Source organism: Gemmatimonadaceae bacterium (assembly GCA_035533015.1).
Taxonomy (GTDB): Bacteria; Gemmatimonadota; Gemmatimonadetes; order Gemmatimonadales; family Gemmatimonadaceae; genus JAGWRI01.
Map to the genome: position 1 here is coordinate 67,519 of DATLUQ010000036.1, position 18,973 is coordinate 86,491.

At 68.1% G+C, this 18,973-nt stretch carries 16 protein-coding genes; 5 read left to right on the forward strand and 11 right to left on the reverse strand.

The annotated features are described in order from the left end of the window. Position 1: 1 nt before the first annotated feature. The 6 genes from VNF92_07525 to VNF92_07550 form a co-directional block, all read right to left on the reverse strand. Positions 2 to 688: a hypothetical protein gene (locus tag VNF92_07525; protein HVA57723.1), complete on the reverse strand. Its 687-nt coding sequence runs from the start codon at positions 686 to 688 to the stop codon at positions 2 to 4. Next, positions 685 to 1,437, reverse strand: coding sequence for a hypothetical protein (locus VNF92_07530; protein ID HVA57724.1), 753 nt, complete (start codon positions 1,435 to 1,437; stop codon positions 685 to 687). Before VNF92_07530 ends, VNF92_07525 begins: the two co-directional genes overlap by 4 nt. After that, positions 1,430 to 2,140, reverse strand: coding sequence for a 1-acyl-sn-glycerol-3-phosphate acyltransferase (locus tag VNF92_07535; protein HVA57725.1), 711 nt, complete (start codon positions 2,138 to 2,140; stop codon positions 1,430 to 1,432). Before VNF92_07535 ends, VNF92_07530 begins: the two co-directional genes overlap by 8 nt. Then, positions 2,137 to 3,282, reverse strand: coding sequence for a glycosyltransferase family 4 protein (locus tag VNF92_07540; protein HVA57726.1), 1,146 nt, complete (start codon positions 3,280 to 3,282; stop codon positions 2,137 to 2,139). Before VNF92_07540 ends, VNF92_07535 begins: the two co-directional genes overlap by 4 nt. Positions 3,283 to 3,693: 411 nt before the next feature. Beyond that, positions 3,694 to 5,100, reverse strand: a complete 1,407-nt coding sequence (locus VNF92_07545; GenBank protein HVA57727.1) for a glycosyltransferase family 39 protein — start codon at positions 5,098 to 5,100, stop codon at positions 3,694 to 3,696. After that, a complete protein-coding gene (locus VNF92_07550; GenBank protein HVA57728.1) occupies positions 5,097 to 5,528 on the reverse strand; it encodes a hypothetical protein in 432 nt (143 codons plus the stop codon). The genes VNF92_07545 and VNF92_07550 overlap by 4 nt, the downstream gene beginning before the upstream one ends. A 183-nt stretch (positions 5,529 to 5,711) precedes the next feature. Between VNF92_07550 and VNF92_07555 the strand changes: the two genes are divergently transcribed. Continuing rightward, a complete protein-coding gene (locus VNF92_07555) occupies positions 5,712 to 6,914 on the forward strand; it encodes a glycosyltransferase family 87 protein (protein ID HVA57729.1) in 1,203 nt (400 codons plus the stop codon). Between the two features lie 6 nt (positions 6,915 to 6,920). Here the strand turns inward: VNF92_07555 and VNF92_07560 are convergent, their stop codons facing one another. From VNF92_07560 to VNF92_07570, 3 genes are read right to left on the reverse strand one after another with little or no spacing between them, the layout of a single operon-like run. Then, complete coding sequence (locus VNF92_07560) at positions 6,921 to 7,730, reverse strand: ChbG/HpnK family deacetylase (GenBank protein HVA57730.1); 810 nt, start codon at positions 7,728 to 7,730, stop codon at positions 6,921 to 6,923. Between the two features lie 28 nt (positions 7,731 to 7,758). Further along, positions 7,759 to 8,532 carry a glycosyltransferase gene (locus tag VNF92_07565; protein HVA57731.1) on the reverse strand — a complete coding sequence of 258 codons (774 nt, stop codon included), beginning with the start codon at positions 8,530 to 8,532 and terminating at the stop codon, positions 7,759 to 7,761. 2 nt (positions 8,533 to 8,534) lie between these two features. Continuing rightward, positions 8,535 to 10,475, reverse strand: a complete 1,941-nt coding sequence (locus tag VNF92_07570) for an APC family permease (protein ID HVA57732.1) — start codon at positions 10,473 to 10,475, stop codon at positions 8,535 to 8,537. 353 nt (positions 10,476 to 10,828) lie between these two features. Between VNF92_07570 and VNF92_07575 the strand changes: the two genes are divergently transcribed. Next, positions 10,829 to 11,254, forward strand: a complete 426-nt coding sequence (locus VNF92_07575; protein ID HVA57733.1) for a hypothetical protein — start codon at positions 10,829 to 10,831, stop codon at positions 11,252 to 11,254. Between the two features lie 58 nt (positions 11,255 to 11,312). On the opposite strand, the gene VNF92_07580 is transcribed toward VNF92_07575, so the two are convergent. Further along, the gene (locus VNF92_07580; GenBank protein HVA57734.1) at positions 11,313 to 11,849 is read right to left on the reverse strand and encodes a flavin reductase family protein; all 537 of its coding nucleotides are present in this window, start codon (positions 11,847 to 11,849) and stop codon (positions 11,313 to 11,315) included. Between the two features lie 209 nt (positions 11,850 to 12,058). Between VNF92_07580 and VNF92_07585 the strand changes: the two genes are divergently transcribed. From VNF92_07585 to VNF92_07595, 3 genes are read left to right on the forward strand one after another with little or no spacing between them, the layout of a single operon-like run. Beyond that, complete coding sequence (locus VNF92_07585; protein HVA57735.1) at positions 12,059 to 13,195, forward strand: efflux RND transporter periplasmic adaptor subunit; 1,137 nt, start codon at positions 12,059 to 12,061, stop codon at positions 13,193 to 13,195. Further along, positions 13,192 to 16,362 carry a multidrug efflux RND transporter permease subunit gene (locus VNF92_07590; GenBank protein ID HVA57736.1) on the forward strand — a complete coding sequence of 1,057 codons (3,171 nt, stop codon included), beginning with the start codon at positions 13,192 to 13,194 and terminating at the stop codon, positions 16,360 to 16,362. The genes VNF92_07585 and VNF92_07590 overlap by 4 nt, the downstream gene beginning before the upstream one ends. Then, complete coding sequence (locus VNF92_07595; GenBank protein HVA57737.1) at positions 16,359 to 17,837, forward strand: efflux transporter outer membrane subunit; 1,479 nt, start codon at positions 16,359 to 16,361, stop codon at positions 17,835 to 17,837. The genes VNF92_07590 and VNF92_07595 overlap by 4 nt, the downstream gene beginning before the upstream one ends. Before the next feature lie 15 nt (positions 17,838 to 17,852). Here VNF92_07595 and gnd read toward each other — a convergent pair whose 3' ends face one another. Continuing rightward, the gene (gene gnd / locus VNF92_07600) at positions 17,853 to 18,884 is read right to left on the reverse strand and encodes a decarboxylating 6-phosphogluconate dehydrogenase (GenBank protein HVA57738.1); all 1,032 of its coding nucleotides are present in this window, start codon (positions 18,882 to 18,884) and stop codon (positions 17,853 to 17,855) included. Between the last annotated feature and the right edge of the window lie 89 nt (positions 18,885 to 18,973).

The window sequence follows — 18,973 nt, forward strand, 5'->3', positions numbered from 1 at the left end:
ATCACGAGGCCGCGCGCACCCCGCCCGACGCGTTCGACGCCGTGAATTCGTGCAGCGACGCGCCGGCTGCATCGAGCACGAGATACTCCAAGCGCGCGTGCCGCAGGCACCCCGCATTCGCGTACGGGTCGCCCGCCGCGAGGTGCCGCCGGTGGTTGTGCCCGAACACCCCAAGCACGCAACGCTCCCGCTCCACCAGGGCCAGGCACCGGCGCCGGTAGAGCCGGTCGACCGGTCCGGCCATGGCGCCCGCCACCACCGCTTCGGCCATGCGCGCTGCGCCGCGCACCAGCGACAGGTGGCCGAACCGTCGCGAGATGCCGTCGCCGAAGTTCCCGACCGACGAATCGTGCACGGGATCCACCAGGTGGCCGTGCGTGACGAGCACGCGGCCCAGGCCCCCGTGTTCGAGCACCAGCGACCGAGCACCAGCGCCGGGATCGTGATTGCCTTCGATACGGGTGAGCACGCCCGCCGCCGCCATCGCGGTGATCAGCGCGCTCAACTCCGGGTGCGCCCGTTCGGCGCGGGCGGCGGGTTCGAACAATCCTTCGAAGATGTCGCCATTGAGCACGATCCGGTGCCCCGCGTCGCCAGTCTCTTCCAGGAACCGCACCGCCAGCCGCGCCTGCGCCGGCGGGCTGTACGTTCCGAGATGCCAGTCGCCCGCGATGAGCACGCGAGTCACGACGCTTTCCTGCCGCGCCGTGCGAGCAGTTCGTCGTACAGCGCCTGGGTCGCGCGCCGCGCCGCGTCCTGCAGCGGCTTGAGCACGCCCAGATCGCGGGCGCGTTCCGGGTCGCGGGCCACGGCGATGGGCGTGCCGATCGCGATATCCACGCGCACCGGCAGCGGCAATGGGCTCCAGAGCGAGAGCTTGCCGACGGTGACCCCTGGATACGCCGAGAACCCGCCCACCACTGCCAGCGGCACCACCGGCACGCCCGTTCGCACCGCCAACCGGGCGAACCCGTAGCGATCGTCCCAGCGCAGGCGGTAGTGGCGCGACTGCGGGCTCGACTCGCGGCGTCCGCCGGGCGTGATCATCAGCTGGTCGCCCTGCTCCAGTACCCGCAGGCACGACGCCTCGGACGGATCGATGAGTCCGGCGTGGCGCTTGACCGCAGCCAACCCGGGAATGGCCCGCTCCAGCGGATTCCCCTTGGACGCGGCGATGCGCAGCGTGCGCAGCGGGCCGCCGGCCTCGAACCAGTCGCGCCACGCAAGTTGATACACGGCGATGGCGAGGTCCACGTTCAGGTAGCCGGCGCCGTGGTGGGTGACGTAGATGCACGGCCCGGAGGGCCGCGTGCCTTCCACGCGCACGCGGTGATAGCGGGACATCCAGCGCGCCAGCGCCAGGTAGCCGAACCGGTAGCGCCAGAGGCCCGGATCGAGCGCCGCCACCGTCTGTGACTCCACGGCTACCTCAGCCATCTGGCTGGCCGCCGGCAATCAGGTCGCGGAGCGCCGTCTGCACGCGACCCGCGAACGCCACGGGGTCGGCACCCTCCGGACCCGTGGCCGCCGGCGGCATCATCGGATGCCCGAAGCGATATTCCAGCCGTACCGGCAGCGGAAACGGCGGCACCCACAGGCTCACCCCTCGCACCGAGATCCGCGCCAGATGCTGGTGGTCGGCGCCGGCGATGGCGAACGGCAGCACCGGCACCCCGGCGGCGATGGCGAGCCGCGCGAAGCCCGTACGCCCTTCCCACCGCAGCGTGTCGCGCGCACCGTAGAGTTCCCGCGTGCCACCCGGAAAGATCAGCAGCGATTCGCCCTGCGCGAGCACCGCCAGCGCGTGTTCCTCGGTGGCCGGCACCGCGTTCACGTTCCGGCGCATCCAGCCCAGCACCGGCGTCCGATGAATGGACGTGCCGGTCTTCTCGAGCACGCGGATGGCCGGGCGGGCATTGTCCCAGAACGTGAACAGCGCCAGCATTATCGTTTCCAGATAGAGAAACGTCTGCGGGTGCTTGGCCACGTAGATCACCGGCCGGTCGGCGGGAATCCGATCCGCACCCACGGCGCGCGCGCGAAAGTAGTAGCGGGCCAGCACGCGGGCCGCCGGGATGATGACGTGGGTGAGCGCACCATCGCGCTGGAATCGTGGAATGGGGCCCGACGGGGCCGTCACGCCGGCACGCCGACGACGTCGCGACGGGTCGCGTCCGCCGCGGCCGCGGCGTGCTCGTACAGGGCGTTGATCGTGAGCGCCACCCGGCTCCACGCCAGTTGGTGGGCCCGTTGCCAGCCCATCTGCACCACGTGGCGGCGCAGCACCTCGTCGTCGGCCGCGCGCAGAATCGCCGCGGCGAGCGCCTCGGGGTTCGCCGGGGGCACGAGGATCGCGGCGCCCTCCGTGGCGTCGCGGTAGCCCGGAATGTCGCTCGCCACCACCGGGCGGCCGCTCGCCATGGCCTCGATCAGCACCACGCCGAAGCTCTCGCCGTGCGTGGAGGGCGCGCAGAACACGTCGCACCACCGGTACATCTCCACCAGCCGGTGATCGTCCACGCGCCCCATGAACACGGCGCCGGACCGCCGCACGAGATCGCCGAAGATGAGGGGATCGCCGTGGCCCACCACACGCAGTTCGACGTGACGGCCGCGCTCGCGCAGGAGCGCAGCGGCCGCCAGCAGATGGCGGAGCCCCTTGCGCGGCTCGTCGCACCGGCCCACGAACAGCAGACGGAGCGCGCCCGATTCGCGCGCCGCGACGGCGGGCACGTCCAACCCCGGCGGCAGGTGCGGCGTGGCGAACGTGGTGGGATCGATGCCGTTGGGCACGATGTGCATGGGACCGTGGAACACGCGGCGCGCGAAGTCCGCCGCGGGCCCCGACACCGCGATCCCGAGGCTCAGCCGCCGGAGCGGGCGGGCGAGCGCGCGGCGGGCCAGCGTGGCCATCCGCGGTTCCGATTCCGCGAACGTATGAAAGGTCGCCACGAGCGGCGCCTCGGCGAAGCGCACGGCGTACCGCGCGGGTCCGGGCACCCACGGCTCGTGCACGTGCACGATGTCGAAGCGCCCGCGCTGGAGGTACCGCCGCACGGCCGACCCGGAGACCAATAACCCGACGCGCGCCCGCGATCCGTTGGCTCGCACGGGCACCACACCGCGCAGGCTGTCGCACCGCGGCGGCGTCTCGCCGCTCGCCGGCCCGAGAATCTGCATGTCGTGGCCGAGGCGCTGCAGCGCTTGGGCCAGGGTGATGATATGTCGATTGACTCCGCCATCATGAGAAAGATCATATGGCGTGATCAGACAGATGCGCATTGCGGCAGGGTTGGAAGGTCGATCGGGCGGAGGAACCGCGAGCGGAGACGTTCTCCCTGATTCTTGAGCGGTGCGTCGCCCCAGCCGGCTCGCCGAAGCGGTCTTGATGGGTATGGCGTCCCCAAGTATAAGCCGTGGCCCCGGAGGATCAATCGGGTGACCTCACCCAAATGTCGAGATTCCGGTCAACACGGTGTGGAATAGACACTTGTGACGCGCCTTGCCAGCACGTCCCCAGCTGTTGCGAGACTGTTACGCGCTGCTTCTGCCGCGGAGATTGCCCACGAACGGGCACGCCGCCGTCGCGCATTCCGGCGCCTGGGGGTGTCGCCGAACGCACGGATGCCGTAAGGCAGGCCAGCCGCAAAGCAGTCGCTGGCGCCGACGCGGGTCGAGGCCCCGCCGGACGCGCTAATCGTGTACCTGCGGCTCGGCCCCGATTCCCTGCTCCGGAATCCGTGCCACCAGAAAGGCCGCGAACAGGAATAGCGGCAGGAGCTGCAGCACGAGGCGGTCGAGCGACCGGTGGAGCTGTACGGCGAGGTCCAGCGGCGTGACCACGTAGACCGCGAAATAGCCGGCGGCCGAGAGCACGATGGCGAACAGCCCCAGACCGATCGCCCGCCGGTCGCCCGACGTACGATCCAGACCGACCACGGCGAGGAACAACGCCACGAGGATGATGGGGAATCGCGGTAAGATCCGGGCGGCGTACCCGACGATGGTCCAGTACCTCGACATATCCAGAATGCGGTGCAGCGTCGCCGGTCCCTGTCCGGACACGAGATCGTTGGGCGGCGCGAATGCCAATTTGAAATACGCCACCATGGCCAGCACCGGAATGAGCCCCGCCAGAAAGGCGTAGATCGCACGACGATCGGCGCGGTCACGAAGGAATCGGCGATGCGCCACCAACAATCCAGCGAACAGAATCAGGACATAAAGGAGACCCTCGTTCTTGGTCCAGGCCGCGAGTCCGGCGCAAAGGCCCGACGCGGCGAGAAGCCACGAGGCATCCTCGGTCATTCGTTCCGCGAGGGCGAAGAACACGATCGTCGCAAGGAAGAAGAAGGCGAGCGGAAGATCGGCGTACTGCCACGCGCTGCTGTTCAGGAAGAACGGCGTGCCCAGCAGGGCCACGCCAACGAGCGCCCCATGCCGTCTGCCGCGAAGCAGCCAGACGGAGCCGGCGAGAAGTCCGAGGGTCGCGTACGCGAAGAGGCCGCTCACGACGATGGGAACGACGACGCTGTCCCGACCGACATACAGCCAGCCGCGCACCACCGATCCCGGAAGCAGGAGCGGGTAGTCGGGATGGATGCCAAGGACCTGCGAGAACGCGTGATGCCACGTCGCGCCTCCCAGGTACACGAACCGCGCAGTCAGATTGTAGATGCCCCACGCATCCCAGTTGCCCTGTGGTGTTTCAAGGACGAAGGCGACCGTCGTGATCAGCGCGATCACCAGCAGGCCGACCATGCCCCACCCCATGGTGCGATCGAGGCGGCCGGGCGGGGCCGGCATGGGGAGCCCGGCCTCGCTTCCGGGCGTGCGGCGCGCCCGAACCCGCGCCAGCAGCACGAGCAGCACGAGGACGATGACGTCTGCGCCGACCGCCGGTAACCGGACCGGACCGAAGAGGACGAGCGCGATGAACTGCGCGCACGAGCCGATGCCCATGCCGAGGCCGATGGCCAGCGCAAGGCGCACGGTGGCTATGGGCAGGCGCCGTGGCGTCTGGGCGGGCCAGATCGCCGAGACCGCCGCGTAGCCGATGAGCATTGTGATGGCGAGCCACACGAAGAGGCCGATCGTCACGGCGCCCCCCGGCTGAGCAGGAGGACGCCCCGCCCATAGTCATGAACGAGGCGCAGGCCCATCGCGGCGAGCCCGGCACTATCCGGTGGGGCATGAACGAAGTTGCCCAGGATGCGACTCAGCGTGTCACTGTCGAAGATCAGGTCGGGTGCAAAGGCGTATTGCGTCTGGACGAAGGCTGTCTGATACCCGTTGTCGGGCATGTCGCGAGGAATGTCACTCGCGTAGCCCAACGCCTGGTCGGCTGGGAGGTCCCGTCGCAGGACGGCGAAGCGGGCCTGATTGACGGCGAAGGAATCGGGCAACGCGCCCTGGACCGCGCTGTGGATGGCCCACAGGTTGGCGCGGGCCAGGCGGATCTCCCGAAAGCCGGACCACGCGACCAGTAACACGACGCCGACGGCGATCCGAACGCTAGCACGGGCCATGGTCAACTCTCGTTCGCGTGGAGATCGGACGGAGACCCCGGAATCGGGATCTCAGATTGGTGGCAGGATGGCGAAGAATTTGTCCGTGGACCGAAATGGCGTCAAGGACGATCGGTGGCGACGTCTCGATGCTCGGATACGCGCAGGCTTTCCTCCGCGGGCTCTGGCCGCCATTTTCCGCCGATGCAACTCGAGGCCCCGAACGTTCCGGAGGCGTCGCCGCCGGCGAGGTCGGCGACCCTGCGATGGTTGGCCGCCCTGTACGGCGTGACCGCCGTCGGCGTCGCGCTGCAACGCACGCTGTTCCCGCCGCCGGAGAACAACATCGTGATCTTCCGGGCGGCTTTCCACCACCTGATGGCCGGGCAGAATCTGTACGCGGCCTATCCTGCGATCTATACGGACTATTTTAAGTACAGTCCGACGTTCGCCCTGTTGTTCGCGCCCTTTGCCCTGTTGCCGCTGGTACCGGGCTACGTGCTCTGGGCGCTCGTGTGCGCGGCCGCCGTCTTCATAGGCATGACGCGCGTGCTGCCGCCGCGGCAGGCGGCGATCGCGCTCGCCATCGCGTGGCTCGGCGTATTGGGCGACATGCAGCGGGCGCAGAGCAACGCCCTGTGCGCTGGGTTGATGATGCTCGGATGGGCGGCGATGGAGCGCGACCGCCAATGGCGGGCGGCCGGCGCAATCATGGCCGGCGGGTTCATCAAGCTCTTTCCGGTGGCCGCGCTGGCCGGCGCGATCTTTCACCAGCGGAAGTGGCGGTTTGCGACCATCGTAGCCGTCACGATCGTCGTGGGTGCCGCCCTTCCGTTGGTGGCGGTGCATTGGTCTTCATTGAGCGCGCAGTATCACTGGTGGCGCGCTACCGAGACGCGCGACGCCGTGCCGCTCCCACGCTACGGCGTGAGCGGCGCGGAGCTGTATGCCGGGCTGATGGGGCAGTTCCGGGTCTGGTTCGGCGTGCAGTGGCCCTTCTGGCCCACCCAGCTCGCCGGGATCGTCGTGCTCCTCGCGCCGCTGCTCCGCGGGCCGGCCGCGTGGACCCGGCAGTTCCGGATCACGTTCCTCGCGTCGATTCTGGTGTTCTGTGTGCTGTTCAACCATCAGGCCGAATCGCCGTCGTACTCGATCGCCATGATCGGGGCCGCGGTCTGGTTCGCCGCTTCGGAACGGACCTGGTGGCGTACGGCCCTCACCGTGGCGTGCCTCGTCATTGTGAATTTCGTATCGCCCGACCTGATGCCCCACGCGTTCTACGACGGCTTCTACGTCAAGTATCTCGTCAAGACGGTGCCGTTGATTCCGCTCTGGTTCGCCATGCAGGGCGAGTTGTGGGGGCTGGTCCCCGTCGACGAGTTTCGCGCCGCGGCCACCGACGCGTGAGCGGCGTCAGAGTGCGCTGAAATCGACGAGGGCGATCTCGAAGCGCTGGAACAGGGCAACGAGCGCCGGATCGGTGAGCGCCGCTCGCTCGCGCTCGCGCGGCCACGTGTAGCCGTCGATCGCGGCGAGCGCGGCGTCCACGCGTCCCGGGTGCACCATCAGCTCGCTGGTGCCGCAGGGCAAAGAGCCCAGCACATGCGCCAACCGTGACGCAAACCGGCGGCGGCCCTGCAGCGACATGCCGATGAAGTGATCCGGCGCGTGCGTCGGGGGCGCCCCGATGGACGACAGGCGCCACGACCACGCGACGAGCGCCCCGCGCACCTGACCCGCCGGGTCGCCGCCGAACCGGAGCGGCGATTCGACCGGCCGCCGAAGCGGAAGGCCGTGCGCCACGGCCACCCGCGCCACAGCGCCGTGCACCACGGGCAACGCATGGGTATGGCGGTGGGAATCAATATGGGTGACGCGAATGCCGGCGCCGGCCAGCGCGGCAAGTTGCGCCTCGCACTCCGCGACGATGTCGTCCGTCCTGAGGGCCCCGCGCAGTGCCCGGCGCGCCAGCGCGCCCAGCGACAGGAACTCGCCGGTCGGGCGGCGGAGTGACGCCGCCGCGGTGAGCGGGGTGCCAAGGAGAAGATTGAAGTGGAGTCCCACGCCCAGGGTCGACGTGGCGCGCGCCCGTGCAGCCGCGTCGTCCCAGCCCGGGCAGTGCACCATCATGGACGTGGAACTGACGGTCCCGGCGGCGTGTGCCTCGAGAATGCCCGCCGTGACCGCCGGCGAAAGGCCGAAGTCGTCGGCGTTGACGATCAGCCGGCGCGCCGGCGTGCGCGCGCTTCGCTCAGTCGTAGCGGCCTCGCCAGCCGTTGAGCTTCACGTGAAGCAGGTTGGCGGCCATCGTCCCCGCCGCCTTGACGAACCGCACGGTGGACGGTTCCTCATCGTAGCGGAAGTGCACCGCCGTCTGTCGAACGGCCAGCGCGTGCCGCTGGGCCACGTACAGCACTTCGACGTCGAACCCGAAGCGCGGAATGGTCACGCGCGGGAACACCGCCTCGGCGGCGCGGGCCGTGAACCCCTTGAGACCGGCCTGCGTATCCAGTACGCCGCGCAGCAACACCGACCGGACCATCAGGTTGAAGGCGCGGCTCATGACATGACGCGTATAGAGATACCGGAAGAAATTCGGGCTCATCAGATAGCGGGACTCGGGCAGCACGCGGCAGGCGATGGCCACGTCGGCCCCCGCTTCGAGATCGCGCAGGATCTTGTTGATCTCGGTTGGAGGATACGCGAGGTCCGCGTCCATGAACACGCGGTACCGACCGCGCGCGGCGAGCATGCCGCGTCGGACGCTCGCCCCCTTGCCCTGGTTGGGATCGTTGCGGAGCAGTACGACCGTCGGATTCGAGGCCACGAATTCACGCAGCGCGCGCGCCGTCGACTCGGCACTCCCATCGTCGACCAGGATGAGTTCGGAAGTGTACGGCTGCGCGGCCAGGAATTCCTTCAGCTGGCACAGGTTCGCGGGAAGCCGCGCGGCCCCGTTATAGACCGGCACGACGAGGGTCAGGAACGGCGTGTCGCCGCCCGAGGCACTCCCGCCAGGGAGCATGACTATTCGTGGCCCCGCGCCGTGGCCGGCGCCGGAACCGGGTCCTCCCGGAACGCCAGATCCTGCAGCCGCGCCGCGTGCCCCAGCAGGTACGGCACGGCCGTGACCACGACCTTGGGCCGGAACAGGAGCGCGGTCCGGATGTACAGGGCCGTCTTGTTGTGCAGCAGGTGCTCCCACCAGTGGTGCGGCACGATCTCCGGCACGATCACGGTTACCAGATCCGCCTCGCCGTGCTCTTCCAATCCCTTCACATAGTCCACGATCGGGCGGATCACCGAGCGATACGGCGACTCGAGCACCACCAGCGGCACGTCGATGTCCCACGCCTCCCATTGGGCGCGAAATGCCGCGGTCGCGGCACCATCGACCCCCACGGTCACGGCGCGCACGTCTTCTGAGATCGTCGTCGCGTAGACGAGCGCGCCCGCCGTGGCCTTGGTGATCCCACTCACCGGCACGACCACGGTATGGTGCAGGAACATCAACGGCGACTGTCCCGTGTACCTGATCTCCTCCGCGAACCGCACGTAGTGGCGGTGAATCGCAACCAGCAGCCAGATGATGAGTGGAATGATCAGGACCACGATCCATGCGCCGTGCAGGAACTTGGTGGCGATCTGCACGATGAACACGAGCGCCGTGGCGACCGCGCCGAGTCCGTTGAGCGCCGCCCGCCACCCCCACCCCTTGCTCCGCGCCTTGAACCAGTGCTTCACCATGCCGGCCTGCGAGAGGGTGAAGCAGAGGAACACCCCGATCGCATACAACGGAATGAGCGCCGAGGTGTCGCCGTGGAACAGCCACACCAGCAGGATGGCCACCAGCGACAGCGCGACGATGCCGTTGGAGAAGGCCAGCCGGTCGCCACGCGCTGCGAGCTGGTGCGGCATGTAGCGGTCCTCGGCCAGCAGACTCGACAGGCGTGGGAAGTCGGCGAAGGCCGTATTGGCCGCCAGGACGAGCACGGCGAACGTGGAATACTGGAGCAGGTAGTACGCCCATCCTCCGCCGAACACGTGGCGCCCCAATTGCGACAACACGGTCTCGTTGGCGCTCGGCATCACGCCGTACCGTTGCGCGAGAATGCTCGTGCCAATGAAGAAGGTGCCGAGAATCGCCGCCATCCAGCCCAGTGTGATGGCGGCATTCTTCGGCGCCGGCGTGCGGAACGCGGTGACGCCGTTCGAGATGGCTTCCGTACCGGTCATCGCTACGCATCCTTCTGCGAACGCGCGGAGCATGAGGAACACCAGCGCGAATCCGGCGAATCCGCCGCCCATGGCCGTCCCGTGCGCCTGCGAAACGACGTCCACGCGCACGGGACCGGCCGACGGCGCCAGCGTGTGGGCGAAGGCCAGCCGGAACAGGCCCACGCCGAGGAGCGCGAGCATCGACGCGATGAAGATGTACGTCGGCACGCTGAAGGCCGCCCCTGATTCGCGAACCCCTCGCAAATTCACCATGGCGAGGAGGGCGATGGCGGCCACGCACATCGTCACCGTCCAGGGGGCCAACGCCGGGTAGGCCGACGTGATGGCTGCGACGCCGCTGGAAATGGACACGGCCACGGTCAGGATATAGTCGGTGAGCAGCGCGGCGGCGGCCACCAGTCCGGCGCCGATCCCGAGGTTGTCCTTGGCTACCGTGTACGAGCCGCCCCCGTTCGGATACGCGAAGATCGTCTGCCGATACGAGAGCGCCACCAGCATCAGCAGGCCGACGATGACCGCCGAAATGGGGAGCACGTACCGCAGCGCCATCGTGCCGAGGACGGCGAGCACGATGAGGATCTGCTCCGTGGCATAGGCCACGGAGGAGATGGCATCGGACGAAAGGACGGCGAGCGCGGTCTTCTTGTTCAGCCGCTCGTGCTCGAGCCGATCCGAAGGAAGGGGCCGGCCGACGAGCAGCCGTTTGACCCCGAAAATTGCGTTGGCCATGCCTGGGGTGATGGATCTGCGAGCCGGCCGCCTGATCGATCGCCGAATCGCCATCAAGCATAGCGCATCAGGGGCCAAGGCGCACATGATCCGGGAATTCCGGACCCACCCGCCTGCACGACTTCTTAGCGCGATGGTCGAGCGTTTCCGCCGCACCGGGAGTGCAATCCGGTACCAACCGCGGTACGATTCCAGGTCCGCAGTTCATCGTCAGACCAGCGACGTCATCCACCAGGACGGCTGGCCACGCATATGGGGTCCGGATGCACCGGTTCGCCCAACTCACTAATTCCCAAATGGTTACCGATCCGGGCCGGAGGCAAAAAAACCGGACGGAGGGAAAGGTCCACCGCGTGCTCGGGCTGGCTGCCGTCCTCCTGTGCTGTGCCAATTGTTCCACCACGAGCGGGGCCACCGCTCCTCCGCGCGCCCGCATCATTGCCGGGCTCTACGACGGCCAGCCCGTCGACGGCGGCACCCTGACGTGGACCCTCGATCAGGCCGACACCATCGTCAACGGCACCGGCACCTACACGGCCCCTGGTTCTGCCCTGGTGGCCGTCACGTATGCGATCCGCGGCATCATGCGAGACGACCAGCTCACCGTTCGCCTCGTGGGAGCGCCTGGCGACGCGACCAACGACTCGCTGATGTACAACGCGAGCTTCGACGCCGAGTTGTACACCGCCGTCGTCTTCGACGGCACCGTCACCGGGGGCGATGGTTCTCTTCTGGCGGGTCCGCTGCAGATCATCAGGCGGGACAGCACCCCGCCATGATGGATCCCGCTGGTCGCGTCGCAGCGATCGCGGTGAGCCACGGCTCGATTCTCAACCGCTAGCGCATCCTCGACGGGAGCGAGAGGCGACGGCCCGCGACCATGAACGTGCCGTACCCGAGGTGATGGAGTGTCTTGGGCCGCGTCACCGATCGGTCGTGCCAGGCCCGGACGACTTCGAGGATGAACAGGTTGTACCGCGTGACCAGCCGCGCGTCGACCACCCGGCACTCGAGGTTCGCGTAGCACTCCTCGATCAGCGGCGGCCGGACGCGCGAGGCCTTGGCGGGCGTGAGCCCGAAGTCCGCGAACTTGTCCTCGTCGCGGCCCGACGTGTTGCCGCAGCCCACGACGGCAGCGGCCAGTTCCACCGTCGGAATATTGATGACGCACTGGCGCGACGTCCGGAGGGCCTTGAAACTGTAGTCCCGCTCGCTGACCACGCAGCCCACGAGGGGCGGCTCGAAGTCGATCATCATGTGCCACGACATGGTCATGACGTTCGCCTTCCGCCCGCTCTTCGTGGTCAGCAGCACGACCGGGCCCGGCTCGAGCAGGCCGTAGACCCGCGACAACGGCAGGATCGACTTTCGCATGAGTACCCCGCTCCATCAGGCGGCAGAGATTCACGATATGCGGTGTCTCGGGTGAGAGTAAGGGTGAGAATTCCCATCCCGTATCGCCACATTCCCGAAAAGATGCGCCCTGCCCCATAGACGGCTCCATGACGCGGTACATAGTTTTGATATTCTGTGTCTTGGGAGGCCCTGTGCGAGCGTGGGGAATAGGTGGTGACCACCGTCGTTTGGCGACGGCCGTCGGATGCGCGGCCATACTCGGACTCGCCGGGTGCGGCAAGAGCCAGGGCGGTGCTCCGCCCGCCTTCCCGCCGCCGCAGGTGGGGACGGTCACGGTCGAGCCGCACGTGGTGCCGGTTCCCTTCGCATTCGAGGGCCAGGTGGAGCCGTTCCGCCGCGTGGAAGTGCGGGCCCGCGTGCAGGGCATCATCGAGGAGCGGCCGTTCACCGAAGGGGCCGTCGTCACCAAGGGCCAGCTGCTCTACCGGCTGGACCGCGTGCGCTACGAAGCGGCGTATCTGGGTGACCTCGCCACCTACAACAACGCGACGCGCACGTTGGCCCGGCTCGAGCCGTTGCTCGCCAAACACGCCGTGGCCCAGCAGGACGTGGACAATGCCCGCACGGCCGTCGACGCATCGAAGGCTGCGCTCGACCAAGCCAAGAAGGACCTCGACGACACGGAGATCCGCGCCGAGATCAGCGGGCGTGTGGGACGTACGCAGCTCGATCTGGGGGCGCGGGTCACGGGCCCGAGCGACCTCCTGACCACGATCGACCAGCTCGATCCCGTGTACGTGACCTTCCACCCGTCATCGCAGCAGTTGCTGCAGTGGAGCGAGGACCCGCGCACGCGCGCGCTCATCCGACCGGGCAGTCCGCTGGCCGTGCACATCGTACTGCCCGACGGGTCGACGTTCCCGCGCGCCGGCCGCATCAACTTCATCGCCCCGTCGCTCGATTCGGCCACCGGCACGCAGGAGTTCCGCGCCGAATTCGCCAACGCAGACCGGGCGCTCGTTCCGGGCGAGTTCGTGCACGTACAACTCGACGGCCTCACGCGGCCCGACGCCCTCACCGTGCCCCAGCGCGCGGTGCAGCAGGGGTTGGGGCGGCAGTTCGTGTATGTGGTCGGCCCGGGCGATACGGTCTCGACGCGCGACGTGAAGCCCGGACCGTGGACCGGCTTCGAGTGGGTGATTGACAGCGGACTCACGGCGGGCGACCGGGTGGTCGTCGACGGCGTGCAGAAGGTCGGCCCGGGGCGTAAGGTCACGCCGGTAGCGGCGGGCGACTCGACGGTCCCGACCGGCGCGCCCCCCGCGCCCGGCAGGTCGGCCGCACCGGCGAGGAAGACTCCGTGAGCGAGGCCGGGCCGGCTCGTTCCACCGACGAGCTGCGCTACTTCTTCATCCGGCGCCCGGTATTGGCGTCGGTGATCTCGATCGTGATCACGCTGCTCGGCGTGTTCGCGATCTTCCTGCTGCCCGTGTCGCGCTATCCCGAGATCACACCGCCGGCCATTCGCGTCACCGCCGTGTACCCGGGCGCGTCGGCCGAGGACGTGGCGCAGGCCGTGGCCGCGCCGATCGAGGAGCAGCTGGCGGGGCTGCAGGGGATGCTCTACTACTCGTCGGCCAATTCGAGCGACGGGACGATGACGCTCACCATCACGTTCGACGTCTCGCGGGACCAGGATCTGGCCGCGGTGGACGTGCAGAACGCGGAGAAGCTCGCCGAACCGCAGTTGCCCGCCGCGGTCCGCACCAACGGCATCTCGATCGTCAAGGCGAACACCGACATCCTCGCCGTGGTGGCGCTCACCTCCACCAATCCGGCGTACGACGCGGCGTATCTGACGAACTACATGAATCTGTACGTCACCGACGAACTGAAGCGCGTACCAGGTGTGGGCGATGCGACGGCCTTTGCGGGATTGAACTTCTCCATGCGGCTCCAGCTCGATCCGGAGAAGATGGCGCGGCTCGGCCTCACGGTGGACGACGTGGTCAACGCGGTACGGGAGCAGAACGCGACGAACCCGGCCGGCCGGTTGGGACGCGAGCCGGCGCCGGCGGGCACGCAGCTCACGATTCCGGTAACCACGGTGGGCCGGCTCACGACGCCGGAACAGTTCGACGACATCGTGGTGCGAGCCAAGCCCGACGGCGCCCTGGTGCGCATCCGGGACATCGGCCACGCCGTGCTCGGAGCCCAGAGCTACGATCTCGAGGGACGATTGAACGGCACGCCCACCGCCGTGCTGCTGCTCTATTCGCGGCCGGGCGCGAACGCGATCGCGGTCAAGGACGCCGTGGCCAAGCGGCTGGACGAGTTGCAGAAGACCTTTCCGGCCGGCGTCCACTACGCCATTCCGTTCGATACGACTCCGTTCGTCACGGCCTCCATCCACGAAGTGGTGGTGACGCTGCTCGAGGCGCTGCTGCTCGTCACGTTGGTCGTGTTCCTGTTCCTGCAGAGCTGGCGCGCGACGCTCATCCCGATGCTCGCCGTCCCGGTGAGCGTGATCGGCACCTTTCTCGGCCTGCTGGCGTTCCATATGTCGATCAACGTGCTGACGTTGTTCGGGCTCGTGCTCGCCATCGGCATCGTGGTGGACGACGCGATCGTCGTGATCGAGAACGTGGAACGCTTGATGGCCACCGAGGGACTGCCACCGCGAGTCGCCGCCGACCGGGCTATTCGCCAGGTGGCCAGTGCCCTGGTGGCCATCGTGCTCTCACTGTGCGCCGTGTTCGTGCCCGTGGCGTTCATCGGCGGCGTGACCGGCGCGCTGTTCCGCCAGTTCGCGATAACGATCGTGATTGCGGTCGTGCTGTCGGGGCTCGTCGCGCTCACGCTCACGCCGGCGCTCTGCTCGCTGCTGCTCAAGGAATCGAACGAAACGCACACGACGGGGTTCTTCGGCTGGTTCAATCGCGGGTTCGCACGAGCCACCGGCGGATACGCGGGCGCCGTGGATCGTGTGCTCGGGCGCCCACGCGCCTGGTTGGCCGTGTTCCTCATTCTCGTGGGCCTCGCCGGCGTGCTCTGGCGACAGGTGCCCACGGCGTTCATCCCCACCGAGGACAAGGGCTACATGGCGATCTCGGTGCAGCTCCCCGACGCGGCGTCGCTTCAGCGCACGGAAGCCGTGGTGAAACGGATCGAGGGGATGCTGCGCCAGGAACCGGCCGTGAAGAACATGGTAGTGCTCGTCGGGCTCGACATCCTCGGCTTCTCCACCGAGACCAATTCGGCCACGATGTTCGTGTCGTTCAAACCGTGGAATGAGCGCGGGCCGGGTAATTCCGCCGACGAGATCGCCCGGCGGATCAACCAACGGCTGTTCGCGATGAAGGACGCGACGGCGTTCGGATTCAACCTGCCCGAGATCCCCGGCCTGGGCACGACGGCAGGCATCGAGTTGAACCTGCAGAACCGCAACGGTCAGGATATCGGCGATTTCGCACAGCGCGTGCAGCAGTTCCAGCAGGCCGTGAACAAGCTCCCCGCCGCACAGAGCGTGACCACGAACTTCCGCGCGAGCGTGCCGCAGCTCTATGTGAACGTGGACCGCGCGGCCGCCAAGGCCCGGGGCGTGAATCTCACCGATCTCTTCAACACGCTGCAGACGTTTCTGTCGGCGCTCTACATCAATGATTTCAACCTGTTCGGCAAGACGTTCCGGGTGCAGGCCGAAGCCGAACCTCAGTTCCGCCAGTCACCGGCCGACATCGGACACCTGTACGTGCGCGGCAACAACGATGCGATGATTCCCGTGTCGGCGCTCACGACCACGCAGTTCCGGGCCGGTCCCACAGTGGTCTCGCGGTTCAATGGATTCGAGTCGGCGCTTTTCACGGGCACGCCCAAAGCAGGATTCAGTTCGGGCGAGTTGCTCGACGAGATCGACACGCTGGTCGCCGGCCAATTCGCGTCGCAAGGAGTGGGCGTGGCGTACTCGGGACAATCGTACCAGGAGCAGGCGTCGACCGGCGACGCGGCCCTCGTGTTCGCCATCGGGCTCGTGATCGTGTTCCTCGTGCTCGCGGCCCAGTACGAGAGCTGGTCGGTGCCGTTCGCCGTGCTGCTCGGCATTCCCTTCGGCGTGCTGGGAGCCATCCTTGGCATCTGGATCCGCGGGCAACCCAACGACATCTACTTCCAGGTCGGCGTGATCGCCGTGGTGGGGCTGGCGGCGAAGAACGCCATTCTGATCGTCGAGTTCGCCACGGAATTGCGCAACAAGGGGATGTCGGTACGGCAAGCCGCTCTCGAGGCGGCGCGCGAACGGCTGCGCCCCATTCTCATGACGTCGTTCGCGTTCATTCTCGGTGTGCTGCCGCTGGCGATCGCCAGCGGCGCGGGGGCGGCGAGCCGGCACTCCATCGGCACCGGCGTATTCGCCGGCATGTTGTTCGCCACGACGATCGGGATCTTCTTCATCCCGCTGTTCTTCGAGGTCATTCGTGGGATGGCCGAACGCGGCGAGCGCGCCGTGCACCACCGCAAGGCGGAGACCCGATGAGACCTCGCGTCCTCGTCGCGATCCTCGCCGCACCGCTCGCCGGCTGCATGTTCGGTCCCAATTACCAGGGGTCGTCACCGATGCCGGAGCGCGCCAGCATCCGCATGCCGGCCGCATCGGACTCGACGCGCACCTTCTTCGATTCACTCGCCGCGGCGCGCCGGCGCGACAGCGCCGCCGCCGGCGGCGCCCCGATCGCCGAGCGGCGCCTGGTGGCCGATTCGCTCGCCGGAGTGGCGTGGCTGGACATCCTGCGCGACACGGCGCTCGTGCGCCTCGTCAACACGGCGCTTCATCAGAACCTGGATCTGCAGACCGCCGTGGCACGCATCCAGGAGTACCGGGCCGATGTCGGTGTGGCCCGCGCACCGCTGCTCCCCACCGCGACGCTGAACGGCAGCGTGGCCAGCAACCAGATCGCCCTCGGCTTCATCCCGCCGGTTTCGTACCGCGCCACGCGCCTCACGGGCGACGTGTCGTGGGAACTCGACTTCTGGGGTCGGATCAGGCGGGGCGTCGAGGCGGCCAACGCCGACCTCGCGGCGCAGGAAGCGGCGCAACGCGAGACCGTCCTGTCCCTGGTCAGCGACGTCGCGACCTCGTATCTCAAGCTGCTCGAACTCGACCAGGAGCATACAATCGCCCTGCAGACGCTGGCGTCGAGCCAGGCCACGCTCGAATTGGCCCGGCAACGCTACGCCCAGGGCGTGATCTCCGAACTCGACGTCAAGCAGTTCGAAGCCCAGGTGGCCGCGCCAGCCGTAACGCTCGCCCAGACCGAACGCGCGATCGCCCAGACCGAGCACGCGCTCGACGTGCTGCTCGGCGAGGGGCCCACCCCGATCGCCCGGGGCGGTACCCTGGCCGACGCGGCACGGGCCCTGACCGTGCCCGACTCCCTGCCGGCGTCGCTGCTCAGCAGGCGGCCGGACATCGAGCAGGCCGAGCGTGAGTACGCGGCGGCCACGGCGCGCATCGGCGCCGCCGACGCCGCCCGGATGCCGACGGTGATGATCACCGGGTCGTACGGCAGCCAGGCCCCGAAGCCGAGCGATCTGTTCGGCGTCGGAACCCGCGTGTACGCGCTTCAGGCGGGGGTGAGTTTCGGATTGTTCGATGGCGGCCGCCTGTCCGATCAGGCCGCTGCGGCGCGTGCCCGGGCCGTGCAGGCCCGCGCGCAGTACGAGAAGACGGCGCTCAGTGCGCTGGCCGACGCCAACGACGCGCTCGTTGGCGTGCGCACGGCGCGCGACCAGGCCGCGGCGCAGCAGACCCAGGCCGACGCGCTCAAGGACGCGCTCGACCTGGCGCAGTTGCGGTACGAGGCGGGACTGGCCAGCTATCTCGATGTGCTCGATGCCCAACGCAGCCTGTTCGCAGCGCGGTTGGCAGTGAGCCAGGCGCAGCTGCAGCAGCTCACCGCCGCCGTGCAGCTCTACAAGGCGCTGGGCGGTGGGTGGCCGGGCGCGCATTGAACCATGGGCGCCGAGTCAGGCCTTGCCGGGCTTCCCCGCGGGCTGCTCCAGATGCCCGCCGAAACCGTAACGCATGGCCGAGAGTAGCCGGAAGCCATAGTCCTCGTTGCCCCGCGATGCGAAACGTGAGTAGAGCGCCGCGCTGATCACCGGCGCGGGAACGCCCTCGTCCACCGCCGCCTGCACCGTCCATCGGCCTTCGCCGGAATCCGACACGCGACCCGCGAACGTCGAGAGGTCGGGATGTTGCCGCAACGCCCCCGCGGTCAGATCGAGGAGCCAGGAACCGATGACGCTTCCACGCCGCCAGACTTCGGCCACCTGCGATACGTCGATCTCGTATTGATAGAACTCAGCGTGGCGCAGCGGTGTGGTCTCGGCGTTCACCTCGCGCGATTCGGTACCGGCGTTGGCGTGCTTGATGATGTTCAACCCCTCGGCGAGCGAGGCCATCATGCCGTACTCGATGCCGTTGTGCACCATCTTGACGAAGTGTCCCGCGCCGTTCGGGCCGCAGTGCAAGTAGCCGTTCTCCGCCGGTGATGCGTCGCCCGTACACCCGGGCGTCCGCGGGGCCGATCCCACGCCTGGGGCAAGCGACTGGAAGATCGGATCGAGGTGACTCACGATTCCGTTCTCCCCCCCGATCATCAGGCAGTATCCACGGGCCACCCCCCACACCCCACCGCTGGTGCCACAATCGACATAGTGGATTCCCGCGCGCATCAACTCGCCCGCGCGACGGATGTCGTCGTGGTAGTAGGAGTTGCCGCCGTCGATCACGATGTCGTCCCGATCGAGTACGGGGGTCAGCGACTGCAACACCGAGTCGACGGCCGCCGCCGGCACCATCATCCACACGACGCGTGGTTTGCTGAGTTTCTTCGCGAAATCCGCAATGGTGGTCGCGGACGTGGCGCCCTTGGACACCAGATCCTGCATCGCCTTCGGATGCGTGTCGTACACCACGCAGTCGTGACGAGCATTCAAGAGCCGCTGCACCATGTTGGAACCCATGCGGCCCAGACCGATCATTCCGAGTTGCATTCGCCCTTCTCCTGGAAGAGTCTCCGACGCGTGCATCGAGGGAAAGGTCGCCTGCGAGCGGTCCGCAATGCAACGGCCGCGGCATTCTA